8 protein-coding genes and 2 pseudogenes are annotated in these 13,865 nt (G+C 59.9%); all 10 read left to right on the top strand.

Annotated features, from left to right (window positions below; genetic code table 11):
* Positions 1 to 79 precede the first annotated feature (79 nt).
* A pseudogene (locus AAEZ09_RS19875) lies at positions 80 to 1,048 on the top strand (thiamine pyrophosphate-binding protein); the annotation flags it as partial.
* Between the two features lie 140 nt (positions 1,049 to 1,188).
* On the top strand, positions 1,189 to 1,725 hold the full coding sequence (locus tag AAEZ09_RS19870; RefSeq protein ID WP_350600486.1) for a thiamine pyrophosphate-dependent enzyme: 537 nt from the start codon (positions 1,189 to 1,191) through the stop codon (positions 1,723 to 1,725).
* Between the two features lie 30 nt (positions 1,726 to 1,755).
* A complete protein-coding gene (locus tag AAEZ09_RS19865; protein ID WP_045059524.1) occupies positions 1,756 to 3,249 on the top strand; it encodes an aldehyde dehydrogenase in 1,494 nt (497 codons plus the stop codon).
* Positions 3,250 to 3,420: 171 nt separating this feature from the next.
* Positions 3,421 to 4,713: an ArgE/DapE family deacylase gene (locus AAEZ09_RS19860; protein ID WP_350600485.1), complete on the top strand. Its 1,293-nt coding sequence runs from the start codon at positions 3,421 to 3,423 to the stop codon at positions 4,711 to 4,713.
* A 65-nt stretch (positions 4,714 to 4,778) separates the two neighbouring features.
* Positions 4,779 to 6,122 carry an OprD family outer membrane porin gene (locus tag AAEZ09_RS19855; protein ID WP_350600484.1) on the top strand — a complete coding sequence of 448 codons (1,344 nt, stop codon included), beginning with the start codon at positions 4,779 to 4,781 and terminating at the stop codon, positions 6,120 to 6,122.
* Positions 6,123 to 6,283: 161 nt separating this feature from the next.
* Positions 6,284 to 6,796, top strand: a pseudogene (locus AAEZ09_RS19850) (Rossmann-fold NAD(P)-binding domain-containing protein); the annotation flags it as partial.
* A complete protein-coding gene (locus AAEZ09_RS19845) occupies positions 6,786 to 7,568 on the top strand; it encodes a cyclase family protein (protein WP_045059586.1) in 783 nt (260 codons plus the stop codon). The pseudogene AAEZ09_RS19850 and the gene AAEZ09_RS19845, both read left to right, overlap by 11 nt.
* A gap of 46 nt (positions 7,569 to 7,614) precedes the next feature.
* Positions 7,615 to 9,264, top strand: coding sequence for an arylsulfatase (locus AAEZ09_RS19840; RefSeq protein WP_350600483.1), 1,650 nt, complete (start codon positions 7,615 to 7,617; stop codon positions 9,262 to 9,264).
* Between the two features lie 186 nt (positions 9,265 to 9,450).
* Positions 9,451 to 12,348, top strand: coding sequence for a bifunctional diguanylate cyclase/phosphodiesterase (locus AAEZ09_RS19835; protein WP_350600481.1), 2,898 nt, complete (start codon positions 9,451 to 9,453; stop codon positions 12,346 to 12,348).
* A 160-nt stretch (positions 12,349 to 12,508) separates the two neighbouring features.
* Positions 12,509 to 13,846 (top strand): MFS transporter, encoded by a 1,338-nt coding sequence (locus AAEZ09_RS19830; RefSeq protein ID WP_350600479.1) that lies wholly within the window; start codon positions 12,509 to 12,511, stop codon positions 13,844 to 13,846.
* Positions 13,847 to 13,865: the final 19 nt, after the last annotated feature.

Below are 13,865 nucleotides of genomic sequence, written 5' to 3'. Positions count from 1 at the left end.
TGTTCGCGATCCTTAGTCTTCGCCACATTCCTGAGGCGCCTAACGCGCCCGGCATCTCAAAACAATCGAGGAATGGGCGATGTTTAAACGCACTGGTGGTCAGCTTGTCGTTGACCAGTTAACTCATGAAGGTGTGCAGACAGTGTTTTGCGTTCCGGGTGAAAGTTATCTGGAAGTGCTGGATGCATTACACGATTCACCGATCAAGCTGGTGGTTTGTCGTCAGGAGGGTGGCGCGGGTTACATGGCCGACGCCCACGCTCGAATCACCGGGAACACTGGCGTGTTCATGGTGACCCGAGGTCCAGGTGCGGCGAACGCCATGGTTGCCATGCACACCGCCTGGCAGGACAGCGTGCCTTTGGTACTGTTTGTCGGGCTCATTCCTCGCGCGGAAACTTACCGCGAGTCCTTCCAGGAGTTCGATCTGGATGGCTGGTTCGGTACTACCAGCAAAGGTGTGTTCCAGATTGAACACGCCGAACGTATTCCTGAGATCGTATCTCGCGCCTTTGCGCTGGCGCGCACAGGTCGGCCCGGGCCGGTGGTGATCGGGCTGCCGGAAGACATGTTGCGTGATCGAGTGCAGGCGCAGGCCGTCCAGCCCATCCGCTCCCTGCAAGCTGTGGCCGGCCCGGATGCCATTGCCGAGCTGGAAAGTCTGTTGGCCGGTGCTCTGAAACCTTTGGTGATACTGGGTGGTGGGGGCTGGACGCCGCTGGCGACCCGACAGGTCCAGCAGTGGGCCGAGCGCTACGAGTTGCCGGTTGCCGTGGACTTCAATTGCATGGATCTGATCGACCATCGTTCGCCGTCTTTTGTCGGGTCGCTTGGCTATGGACGTTCAAGTGTCATGGCCGATGCCTTGCGTGACGCGGACCTGGTGATTGGCATTGGTTCACCGTTGGGCGACATCGTTACAGATAGCTGGGCGCTGCTCCCTGTGCAATGGAATGCAGCCACACTGGTGACGGTATTACCCGATACGGACTGCCTGGGTGCCGCGCATCCCCAAGCATTGCGGATCATCTCGCAAATGCCTGGATTTGCTCGCGCACTCGAGACCTTGACTCCCGCTTCGCCGCTGCCTTGGGGTGAGCGTACTCGAGCGTTGCGTCAGGACGGCGAACGCTATCGTCGGCCACCGCCACTGGGCGGGCGCATCGACCTCAATGTCATTTTGAGCACTTGCAACAGTCCTTGCCAGAAGATGCGATCGGCACCTGGGGCGCGGGTAACCATGCCGGATGGGCCGGGCGCTACCTGCGGTTCAACGGTTATCCAGCGCAATTGTCGCCACGCAACGGTTCCATGGGCTACGGCGTTCCAGCTGCTATCGCGGCTGCCCTTGCACATCCGCAGCGGCAAGTGGTCTCGGTGGCTGGCGATGGCTGCTTCATGATGAACGGCCAGGAGTTGGCGGTTGCCCGAGGCCTGGGGTTGAAGCCGTTGATCATCGTATTGAACAACGGCATGTACGGAACCATTCGCACCCATCAGGAAATTCATCACCCCCGTCGCATCAGTGGTACCGATCTGGCCAATCCGGATTTCGCCGCCTACGCCCGCGCGTTTGGCGGTCACGGTGAAACGGTGACCGATACTGAACAGTTTGCCAGCGCACTTGATCGTGCTCTGTCCAGCGACACCTTCAGCATCATCGAAATACGCATCCCTCAGGATCTGCTGGGGCCGGATATGCGCATGAGCGATCTGCACCGCTGATTGTCTTCTCTCTCTCGCTAAGGAATTCCCATGGCTCAATTGACCCATGCTCAATGGCAGCAACGTGCGCTGTCGCTGTCGATTGAAACTCGAGCATTTATCGACGGGCGTTACACTGCGGCGTCGAAGGGTGCCACGTTCGAATGTGTGAGTCCGGTGGATGGCCGCGTACTGGGTCAGGTGGCAAGTTGTGATGCCGATGACGCGCAACTTGCCGTGGCGGTTGCACGCAAGGCATTTGAATCCGGGCACTGGTCACGCAAGGCACCCGTTGCCCGCAAGCAAATCATGTTGCGTTTCGCGGCGCTGATCGAGCAACACAGTGAAGAGCTGGCGTTGCTGGAGACCCTGGACATGGGCAAACCCATTGCCCATGCCCTGGGTATGGACCTGGTGGCGACGGTCGACGCGATTCGCTGGAGCGGCGAGGCAATCGACAAGATCTACGACGAAGTGGCTGCCACGCCCCATGATCAATTAGGCCTGGTAACGCGTGAGCCGATAGGTGTGGTCGCGGCGATTGTGCCGTGGAATTTCCCGCTGATGATGAGTGCGTGGAAGCTCGGCCCGGCGCTTGCCACCGGCAACTCGGTGATTCTGAAACCTTCCGAGCGCTCGCCGCTCAGCGCGATTCGTCTGGCTCAACTGGCGCTGGACGCGGGCATTCCTGCGGGGGTGTTCAACGTTTTACCGGGTTACGGGCACACCGTGGGCAAGGCATTGGCGCTGCACATGGACGTCGACACGCTGGTGTTTACCGGGTCCACAGGTATCGCCAAACAATTGCTGGTATATGCCGGTGAGTCGAACATGAAACGTGTCTGGCTGGAGGCGGGTGGCAAGAGCGCCAACATCGTCTGTGCTGATGCTCCGGACCTGCAGGTGGCGGCGCAAGCCGCAGCAGCGGCCATTGCGTTCAATCAGGGAGAGGTCTGCACGGCGGGTTCGAGGCTGCTGGTGGAGCGCAGCATCAAAGAAGATTTTGTTGCCATGGTCATTGAAGCATTGCGGGCATGGGTACCTGGACATCCGCTAGACCCGTTAAGCATGGCGGGTGCCGTCGTCGACCACCAGCACCTGCAAAGTGTCTTGGCGCATATCGATAGAGCGCAAAGACAGGGCGCGATCTTACGTGGTGGTGGTCGGCAAGTGCGTGCAGAAAGTGGTGGTGCCTATGTCGAGCCAACGCTGTTTGATGGGGTCGACAACGCCATGGATATCGCACGTGAAGAGGTGTTCGGCCCTGTGCTCTCAGTTATCTCTTTCGACTCCCTGGAGCAAGCGATTGAGATCGCCAACGACAGTCCTTACGGGCTTGCAGCAGCAGTCTGGACTCGGGATCTGTCGAGGGCGCACCTGGCCGCAAAAGCTCTGCGTGCCGGTAGTGTCTGGGTCAACCAGTACAGTGGGGGTGACATGACTGCACCGTTTGGAGGTTTCAAGCAGTCAGGTAACGGTCGCGACAAGTCGCTGCATGCTTTCGACAAATATACCGAGCTTAAAGCCACCTGGATTCAGCTGTAGCGGATTGTGGTGGCCCGCTCGATGCAGTCCGGCTCGAGCGGGTTTGCAAGTCAATTTTTGCTGGCCAATACCATGCTTTTTAAGCATAGATAGTCCAACAAATCAGCATTGGACGGCATGGTTAGCTGAATTTACGATCCTCCCACATCCAGCTACCTTTGGACCTGAATAATGAAAAAAATAAGCATTAGTGCGCTTGAGAAAGACATCGTTGCCGCGGTCGAGACGCTGCGCGACGAGTCGATCGCCTTGCTCAGCGAGCTGGTATCCCACGCCTCTCTGCTGGGTGAAGAACAATCGGCGCAGAGCGTAATGGAAAGAGTGTTTGCCGATGAGCTCGAACTTGAAGTTCAGGCGCTGACGATCGACGAAAGCCAAATCAAGGATCACCCAGGGTACTCGCCATCGCTGGTTTCCTACGATGGTCGAGTCAACGTGATCGGCACGCATCGGCCATCAGTGGTGCAGGGCAAGTCGATTATTTTCAATGGCCATATAGACGTGGTTCCAGTAGGGGATGAGCGACTATGGACCCGGCCGCCTTTCCAGCCATGGGTCGACGGCGACAAGCTGATTGGCCGCGGCGCTTCGGACATGAAAGCCGGCATCGTCAGCTACATCATGGCGTTCAAGGCCTTAAAACGACTGGGCTACGAGCCTGCAGCCAAGGTCATTCTGCAGTCGGTGATTGAAGAAGAATGCACGGGGAACGGCGCGTTAGCCTGCCTGGTCGCCGGACACACTGCCGACGCTGCCATTATTACCGAGCCGACCGCAGGTTTGATGACGTGCCAGATGGGCGTGCTCTGGTTGTCCCTGGAAATTAGCGGCAAACCAGCACATGCGGCCCAAGCGACGCAGGGCAGTAGCGCGGTAGATTTTGCATTGGCGATGTTCGCCGGCCTCAAAACACTTGAAAGCGAGTGGAACGAGCCTGCGAACCGGCATCACTGCTACAACCACCATCCTAAACCGATCAACTTCAACTTAGGCAAGATCCAGGGTGGTGAATGGACGTCTTCAGTACCGTCGATGTGTCGTCTGGATATCCGCATTGGGTTTTATCCGGAAAAAACCGTGGAGCAGATCAAGGCTGAGGTCGAAGCTCGACTCGAAGCATTGTTCCTGGCGCATCCGGCTCATCTCTCTGCTCAGTACCACGTCACTTATGGCGGATTTCAGGCGCAGGGTTGTGAGATCGATATGAACCAGCCTGTGATCACCTCGCTACAAAAAACCTATGCCGATGTGATCGGTGAAGCAGTACCCCTGGTGACGTTCGAGGGCGCCACCGACGCGCGGTTTTTCAACTTGTACGGTGGGATTCCCGCAACGTGTTACGGCCCTGTCGGCGGCTCCATTCACGGCATTGACGAATGGGTTTCGATCGACAGCATGATGGATGTCACAAAGGTTCTAGCCGTGTTCATCGCACGCTGGTGCGGCCTCAACCACGCCCAATAAAAAAACAAAAAACGCTTAAGTCCAAGTTTCTGCCTGCCATCACAAAAATTATAAGGCGTTCAGTTATGCATAAGGTTCGTTCGGCACCTCAGGTGGCCGGGTCGCTCGCGGCCGCTCTTTTTCTAGCTTCTATGGGAGTTCAAGCCAAGGAAACCGGCTTTGTCGAGGACAGTTCGCTGATGCTCAATACCCGAATGTGGTACTCGCACGAAATCGGCAGAAAGGACACCTACTTTTCCGCGCAGACCTCTGAAGGACGCAGGCCCGTTAGGGACCGGACAGCTTGGCTGGAAGGCTTCAAGCTCGACTATGTGTCCGGGTTCACCCAAGGCATGCTCGGTTTTGGCATTGATCTGTCGGCCTATTCTGCGATTGCGCTGGAGCGAAGCAAACTGGCGACCGCAGGTGGCAGCAATCGTTTGCTGGTCGACAAGGATGGCAATGTAGTTGATGACTGGAGCAAGGTCGGTGTCGCGGCGTTGAAGTTCAAGGTGTCCGACACGGTGCTTAAAGTCGGCAGACATCAGGTCAAGACTCCCGTAATGGGTTATTCCGATACCCGAACTCTGCCTGCGGCCTTCGACGGGGTCTCGTTGGAAAGTCATGACATTGAAGGCTTGACGATCAAATCCGGATACTTTGACCAGGCAACCCCGCGAACCGGTGCAGGCAGCCAGGACTTGACTCCCAGTTTCGGCTCACGTCTGGTCACCAGCGACTGGGTGGCCTACGCCGGTGCCGACTATCTGGTCAGCAATGGGTGGCGCGCCAGTGCGTATGCCTCGCGTTTCGAGGACATCTGGGATCGGCAATACCTGGGGCTGGGGCAGAAATTCAAGTGGGATGAGATCACCACAGATGTCCAGTTCGACTTCTACAACACCCAGTCCAGCGGCCGGGAAGTGGCGGGAACCATCGACCAGCAGGCGTATGGCCTGAGCATCACCCCGACCTACAAGAACCATACGTTGAAAGTCGGACTGCAGCAGATCAAGGGGGATGAATATTTCGACTATGTGGCCGAATCCAATGCGATCAATCTGCCGAACACAATGCTCTCGTATTACAACGGGCCAAATGAACGCTCATTCCAAGTCAACTACAGCAACGATTTCACGGCGTACGGCGTCCCGGGTTTCAAGACCATTCTCTGGTACATCAAGGGGTGGGGCATTGATGGCACTGACTATGATGGCGGCCGCAACGGCATCTATTCCTCCGTCCTCAAGCAGAGTGATGAAAGCCACTACGAAGTTGGAACCTTCGTCAGTTATGTCGTCCAGTCCGGACAGCTGAAAGGGGTCAACCTACTCAGCGGATACGCCTGGCATCGCGCGAGTGAAAATCAGATCGAAGGCAACCTTGAAGAATTTCGCCTGATCGTCAACGTACCATTCAAAATTTTCTGAAGCGACGCCGCTCGAAAAAACCTATAACAGCTAAGAAAAACGGAGTACGAATGAAATCCACCACACTCCCTGTGAGATCGACTGACGAGCCGGGATCTGTCCCGGTGAGTCTCGATGCGGCGCAGACACGCAAAATCGTGATCGCTGCCTATATCGGTACTGCCCTGCGTGGCGAAGTGGACGGTCGGGTGCTGCGCCTGCCCGGAATCGTGGCGCGCCCGCGGCAGCCCAACGGTTTGCGCTCGGCGTTCATGAGCGATCTGCTGCGCGCATTTGCCGAGGGTGCAACCTACGAGTGTCCGGTATCGCCCGAGGCGACGGCCTGGTGGATGTCGGCCCGTTGTTGCGTGAACAACCTGATCCACGCGGCCGAAATCGATGGCCCGTTGCTGAGTCAGAGGGTGTGGCAGTTACCGGTGTTGCACCTGTCCATCGCCCAGGTGGTTGACGCCCTGGCGGCCAGTTATGGGCAAGAACGCCGCGAACTTGTTTCCTATGCCGCCGACGCCCGGCTGGAAGCGTTATTCGGGCGCCTGCCGCCGCTGAAAACCCCGCTCGCCCGTGCTGCCGGTTTCAACCATGACGGCAACGCAGCGGCGCTCATTCGCAATTCCCTCAATCCAGCGCCTCCCAGGCACTTACCGCTCACCGGAGAGACCCTTCATGAAGCCTGAACGTCGCCTCGTCGACCTGTCGGTCACCCTCGACAACAATCCCTACACCGATCCGCCTCCGCTATTGCCCAGGATCGACTACATGGACCATCAACAGGGTTGGCCGGAAATGGCTGCCATGTTCCCCGGATTGCAACTGGAGCAGATGCCCGGCAACGAATCCTGGGCGGCAGAGCGCCTGCAAATCACCACGCACAGCGGCACGCACATGGATGCGCCCTGGCATTACGCATCCACCACCGATGGCGGCCAACCGGCATTTGGCATCGACGAATTACCCCTGGACTGGTGCCTGCAACCGGGTGTGAAGCTGGACTTTCGGCACATGGCCGATGGGCATGTGGTGACGGCCGACGAGGTCGCCGCCGAACTGGCGCGCATTGAGCACTTGCTGCAGCCGCTGGATATCGTGCTGGTCAATACCCGCGCCGGTGCACTGTTCGGCCAGCCGGGTTACCTGGATGCCGGCATTGGCATGGGGCGCGAGGCCACCTTGTATTTGCTAGAGCGCGGAGTGCGGGTGGTCGGCACCGATGCCTGGAGCTGGGATGCGCCGTTCAAATACACTCGCGAGCGCTTCGCCGCCGACGGCGACGCGGCCATCATCTGGGAAGGGCACAAGGCCGGGCGAGACATCGGTTATGGGCAAATGGAAAAACTCGCCAACCTGGAAACCCTGCCGAACAAGGGTTTTGTGGTGTCTTGCTTCCCCTACAAGATCCGGCACGCCTCGGCAGGATTCGTGCGGGCGGTGGCGATTTTCGAAGAGTAAGCCGCGGTATCAATCAACGTTGGTCAAACACAATAAGAGAGGATTTATGGGTCTTTTGCGGATGCCGCCGGCGGCACTTTTTTGCGCGCTTTCACTGGGTAGCGGCCTGGCCAGTGCGGCCACGGGTGAGGCAAGGCAACCCAATATCCTGCTGATTCTGGCCGACGACCTGGGTTATTCCGACCTGGGCAGTTATGGCGGCGATATCCAGACCCCGACGCTGGATCAGTTGGCCAGTCAAGGCCTGCAGTTCACCAGCATGTACGCCGCGCCGACCTGTTCGATCACGCGCTCCATGCTCATGTCCGGCACCGATAACCACCTGGCCGGGCTCGGTACCATGGCCGAAGCCCTGCAACCGTTCCAACGGGGCAAGCCAGGCTACGAGGGCTACCTGAACCAGCGGGCGTATTCGGTTGCCGAATTGCTCAAGACCGGCGGCTACAACACGCTGATGGTCGGCAAATGGCACCTGGGTCTGGAAGCGGATCAGGGCCCGGACCAGCGCGGCTTCGAGCAATCTTTCACCTTGTTGGAGGGCGGCGCGACGCACTTCAAGCCTGCGACGACCAACCCAGGCAAAATCGAGCAGGTGCATTACCGTGAAAATGGCCAGCCAGTGGAGCTGCCGGCGAACTTCTATTCCACGGACTTCTACACCGACAAGCTGATCAGCTACCTGCAAAACAGCCAGAAGGGCGGCAAGCCGTTTTTCGCCTACGCCGCCTACACCGCGCCACACTGGCCGTTGCAAGCGCCCAAAGAGTACCTGGACAAATACCGCGGACGTTTTGACCAAGGCTACGACAGTGTCCGCCTGTCGCGTCTGGAGCGTATGAAAAAACTCGGTGTGCTCGCCAGTGAGGTCCAGCCAGCACAGCCGCTACCGGTCAACCCGAAGCTGCCGGGGTGGGACCAGTTGACCCCGGAACAACAGAAGGTCGAAGCGCGCAAGATGGAAATCTACGCCGCCATGGTCGATAACCTCGATCACAACATTGGTCGCCTGGTGCAATACCTGCGTCAAAGCGGCCAGTACGACAACACCCTGATCGTGTTCATGTCCGACAACGGCGCGGCAGCGGAGAATCACGCGCAGTTTTATCCGCCTGGAGCGCACACCGATAACAGCTTCGCCAACCTGGGGCAGCCGGGCTCGCAGATTGACTACGGCCTGCGTTGGGCTGAAGTCAGTGCCGCTCCGTTTCACCTGTTCAAAGGCACCACCGCCGAAGGAGGCATCAGTGTTCCGGCAATTGTCCAGTTGCCCAAGGGCCTGGCCCGCCAGGGAATCGAGCGCGGTGTGGCGCGGGTGGACGACCTGGCGCCGACCTTCCTGGCGCTGGCGGGCATCGCGCTGCCGGAGCAGGCAGAGGCGAGCAGGCATCCGATCACTGGCAAGTCACTGGTGCCCATGCTCGCGGGTAAGGGCAGCCCTCACCTCAACGATAACCTGGCAGGCGAACTGTTCGGCAATGCTTATTACCGCGAGGGCAACCTGAAGTTATTGGGCATGCGGCCCCAGGCAGGTTTCGGCGACAACCGGCTACCACCGCAATGGCAACTGTTCGATGTGGCTAAGGATCGCGGCGAAACCACCGACCTGGCGGCCAGCCAACCCGAGACGGTGCAGCGTCTGAAGGCGGCCTGGTTGCAGTATGCCGAGCGCGTGGGAGTCGTATTCGCACCGCGATAGTGGCGAAAGATTCGTCGTTGGGTTGAAGCGCTGGAGTACTTCCAGGAACGGGAAAGGGCGAACTTGAGCGCAAAGCGAATAAATCGGTTGAAAAAAACTCCTAAACGCCTTAAACGGGATGCTCGCCGGCACGTTGTTCGCAATCCGTAGGTGGGTATCGCCAGGTTTCTGGCCCAGGGAGCGTTAATGAGTTTTGATCCATTGCACGGCTCCCCGCAGCCATCGAGCGAACGCGCAGCCGATGCCGCTCAGCCGCCACGCCCCGCAGACCCGCTCAGCCGGGCTCTGGCGGACGGGCATGACGCGATAGAACGACTGCTCGATTCGGCGCGCAGCGCTGCCCACACCCGCCATTGGGCGGTTTACCGCGCCGGTGAGCAACTGCATCTGGTCGGGCAGGGCGAGCCGCAGGAACATTGGCCGGCCATCGTTGCCAACGAAGACTTCGAAGCGTTCTGCCTGAACAGGCGCCTGCACCGCTGGTCAACCGGCCGGGGCGAAACGGTCCTGGGGTGGGTACTGGCGCCCCAGGATGATGCCGCCGACCCGACGCTGGCCGAGTTTGCCCAGCGCCTGGGCATCGAGGTGCAGACCAACACCCTGGCGCGCGCGCAGATTACCCAGCGAGTGCTCTATGAAATCACCTACCTGGCCAGTTCGACCCGCGACCGCTTCGTGTTCCTGGTGGGGGTGCACCGGCTGCTGGCCAGCCTGATCGACGCCGAGAACTTCTATCTCGCGCTGTACGACCCGCACACGGGCAAGATCGACTACCCGTACTACGTCGACATCATCGATGTGGATGCCGTGGAGGCTGAACACTACGAGTACCTGGACCCCGCGCACCTGTCGTTGACCGGGCAAGTGTTGACCAGTGGCCAGCCGCTGCTGATCGACGCGGCCGGCATGCTCGCGGCCCAGGAGGAAGGTCGCTTCTACTGCGTGGGAGACCGTCCGGAGTTCTGGATGGGCGCGCCGCTGAAAAATGCCTCTGATGAAGTGTTCGGCATGCTGGCCATGCAGGTCTACGAGGTGTCCCGCACCTACAGCGCTGAGGACCGCGCGCTGTTCCTGGTGGTGGCCCGTCACGTGGCCATGGCGCTGGACCGCATTCTGCACCGTGAGGACCTGGAAGCGACGGTGATGCGCCGGACCCTTGAGCTGTCGGCACTCAACGACGCGCTGCGCCAGGAAGTGGCGGATCGCGAACGCGCCGAACACCTGCAGAGCGCGCTGTTCCAGATCGCCGAACTGTCGAGCCGGCCGGGGGACATGACCGAGCTGTTCGAGACCTTGCATGGCATCGTCGGTGAGCTGCTGTTCGCCCACAACTTCTACATCGCACTGTTCGACGACGCCAACGGCGAAGTCACCTTTCCCTATTATGTCGATGAGCGCCAGACCACCCGCCCGCTGGCACGCCGTGGGCGCCGGGGCTTGACCGAGTATGTGATCCGCCAGCGGCGACCATGCCTGGTGGATTCGGCCGAGGCCGAGCGCTTGTCCGCCACCCATGAAACCGAACTCGCCGAGGCGCATATGCGTTCCTACTCGTGGCTCGGTATTCCGTTGTTCGATGGCGATGTGGTACGGGGTGTGCTCGCGGTGCAAAGCTATACCTCGCAGGTGCGCTATACCCTGCGCGATCAGGAGCTGCTGACGTTCGTCTCGCGGCATATCGACACGGCGTTGTCGCGTCGTACGGCAGCCGAGGCGATCCATGCCGCCAACCTCAAGCTTGAAGCCCGGGTACAGAACCGTACCCGTGAGCTTGATCACGCCAATGCCAAGCTGCAGCACGAGAACCTGCACGACGCGCTGACCGGGCTGCCCAACCGTACTTGCCTGCAGCAGCGTCTTGGCGTGGCCTGGTCGCGGTTCGGCAGCGAAGGCGGGCATCTGGCGGTGATGTTCATCGACCTCGACCGGTTCAAGATGGTCAATGACAGCCTCGGCCATCACTTCGGCGACCTGCTGTTGATGCAGGCCGCGCAACGCCTGCGGGGTTGCCTGCGGGAAACTGACCTGCTGGCGCGCCTGGGCGGCGACGAGTTTTCGGTGCTGGCACCGGACGCGCCGCTGGAAGTGGTGATCGACATCGCCGAGCGGATCCTGGTGGCGTTCGACCTGCCTTTTTTCATCAACGGCCTTGAGGTGTTTTCATCCTGCAGCATCGGTATCGTCAGCGCCGACAGTCAGTTCCATCACGAGCCGGCGGACTTGCTGCGCGATGCCGATGCGGCGATGTACCGGGTCAAGAGTGCCGGGCGCGACAGTTTTGCGGTGTTCAACCAGGAAGTGCGCCGTGAAGTCTCGGACCAGGTCGAGCGCGAAGGGGCGCTACGCAACGCGCTCAAGCGCACCGATGAGTTGCTGCCGTATTTCCAGCCGATCGTCAGCGTCGCAACCGGCGAACTGCTGGCGCTTGAAGCGCTGATTCGCTGGCATCAGCCTGGGGGCCGGGTGATCGGGCCGGGCGAGTTCCTGCCGGATGTCGAGGGCTTGCGCCTGATCGGTCGCCTGGACCTGTACATGCTCAATTGCATTGCGGTGATCCTCGCCCAACCGGAGCACGCCAACTGGCCGCCGGTGCACGTTAACTGCTCCAGCTACAGCATGACGCGTCCGGAATTCGCCAGTGATGTCCTGGCCCTGCTGGCCCGCCACCAGGTCGCGCCTTCGCGCATCTGCCTGGAGCTGACCGAAGGCGCGCTGGTGGCGGAGCCGGCGATAGCCCGACTGACCATGCAGCAATTGGCCGACAACGGCATGTCGGTGGTGCTCGATGACTTCGGCGCCGGTTTCTCCTCCCTGAGCTATGTTCACCAGTACCGATTCAGCGGCTTGAAGATCGATAAGTCGTTCATCCTCGAACTTACCTCCAGCCCGCGCAGCCGGGCGATCGTGCGGGCGATTGTGCGCATGGCCGAATCGCTGGACCTGAGCGTGGTGGCCGAAGGCGTCGAGGACCAGGCGACGCTGGACTTGCTGCGCGAAATGGGAGCGACGCAAGCCCAGGGGTATTATTTTGCCAAACCGATGAGTTTGGAGGCGCTGCTGGAGACACTGCCGGTCAGTGTGTAGGGCCGTTTCTACGACAAACCTGCTGGCGTGCCATACCTGGCAGGTATCGAACGCCACCCAATCGATATTAGACCCTGGCCGCACGGCGACTTAGCCTGTGATTCGGCAGGCTCTGCTTGCGCGAAAAAAACTATAAAAATGCCCTTCGATTGGAACCGCCATGAGCACTCACTATTCGATTCCCGACCTAATCGACAGCCATCGCCTCAGCCCCTTCCAATGGCGAGTCTTTGCCTTGTGTTTTTTCGTCGCCATTCTCGACGGGTTCGACACCCAGGCGATTGCATTTACCGGACCCTCCATCATCCAGGCTTTTGGCCTTAGCGCGGGCGCGTTGGCGCCGATCCTGACCGCAGGCATCGTCGGCATGGTGCTGGGTGCCATGGGATTGGGGTTGATGGGCGATAAATTTGGTCGCCGGCCGACCATCATCGGTTCAGTCGCCTTGTTTGGTGTCGCCTCCCTGGCCACCGCGTTCGCCCAGACCACTGAGCAGATTCTACTGCTGCGATTTATCGCAGGTCTGGGAATGGGCGGAGCGACGCCCGTCGTCCTGTCGCTCGCGGCCGAGTACGGGAGTGCCAGGCATCGCGGCACGATCATGACCACCGTGCTGCTGGGCCTGCCTGCAGGTGCCATTCTGGGAGGTTTGCTGGCTGCGAAAATGCTGCCCTCGATCGGCTGGCAGGGCATCTTTGCAGTTGGCGGTATTGTGCCGCTGATATTGCTGGTGGTGTTGCTGTTCGCACTGCCGGAGTCGCTGTATTTCCTGACACGGCGTCGGGCAGATGGCAGTCGGGGGAAAATCAACCGCATCGTGGGGAAAATCACCGGGCGTCAACCGGCTGCGGACACGACTTACAGTGTTCCGGAAATGGACGTGAAAACCCGTGTCACCTCGCTGTTCGCCAGCGGGCTAGCGCGCAATACCCTGGGGATATGGACAATCTACCTGTTTAACTGGATTGCCTGGTTCATGTTCCTGTCTTGGTTACCTACCGTGCTCAAAGCCACCGGGCTGCCAGCCGACCAGGCGCCCATGGGGACCGTCGCGGTCAACGCGGTGTTTGTTGTTTGCGCCATACCGTTGTCGATCATTCTGCCGAAGATCAACACCCGGCTACTGCTCCTGATGCTGTTTGTCTTCGGCATTGTGCTGTGCCTGGGGCTGGCCAATAGCGCCAGCAACTGGACTCTGGTATTCATCCTTGCCGGCTGCGCAGGCCTGGGCATCGGCGGGCAGCAGATCGTATTGAACTACATGGTTGCCCAGGCCTACCCCACGGCATTGCGAGCAACGGCGACCGGCTGGGCAATTGCCTTGGGCCGGGTGGGCGCGATCATCGGCTCGGCAAGCGGTGGCTGGTTTCTCGAACACGGAGGGCCTTCCGGTTATTACCTGGCGTTGGCAGTGCCGTTGGTGATTGCCGCAGCCGGCTTGATGATCATTCGCCCGCAAGCCGATACGGTGCAGGGGCGACCCCTGTCAGTACACTGAAGGCGTGTCTGCCACACCG

The sequence above is a fragment of the Pseudomonas sp. 65/3-MNA-CIBAN-0223 genome (assembly GCF_040310425.1).
GTDB classification, from domain to species: domain Bacteria; phylum Pseudomonadota; class Gammaproteobacteria; order Pseudomonadales; family Pseudomonadaceae; genus Aquipseudomonas; species Aquipseudomonas gregormendelii.
This window is presented reverse-complemented; position numbering and strand designations above follow the sequence as displayed.

What these genes read in the sequence shown, in the direction of transcription:
- AAEZ09_RS19830 (WP_350600479.1), top strand. Translation starts at nt 12,509, where the DNA reads ATGAGCACTCACTATTCGATTCCCGACCTAATCGACAGCCATCGCCTC.
- AAEZ09_RS19835 (WP_350600481.1), top strand. Translation starts at nt 9,451, where the DNA reads ATGAGTTTTGATCCATTGCACGGCTCCCCGCAGCCATCGAGCGAACGC.
- AAEZ09_RS19845 (WP_045059586.1), top strand. Translation starts at nt 6,786, where the DNA reads ATGAAGCCTGAACGTCGCCTCGTCGACCTGTCGGTCACCCTCGACAAC.
- AAEZ09_RS19860 (WP_350600485.1), top strand. Translation starts at nt 3,421, where the DNA reads ATGAAAAAAATAAGCATTAGTGCGCTTGAGAAAGACATCGTTGCCGCG.
- AAEZ09_RS19855 (WP_350600484.1), top strand. Translation starts at nt 4,779, where the DNA reads ATGCATAAGGTTCGTTCGGCACCTCAGGTGGCCGGGTCGCTCGCGGCC.
- AAEZ09_RS19865 (WP_045059524.1), top strand. Translation starts at nt 1,756, where the DNA reads ATGGCTCAATTGACCCATGCTCAATGGCAGCAACGTGCGCTGTCGCTG.
- AAEZ09_RS19840 (WP_350600483.1), top strand. Translation starts at nt 7,615, where the DNA reads ATGGGTCTTTTGCGGATGCCGCCGGCGGCACTTTTTTGCGCGCTTTCA.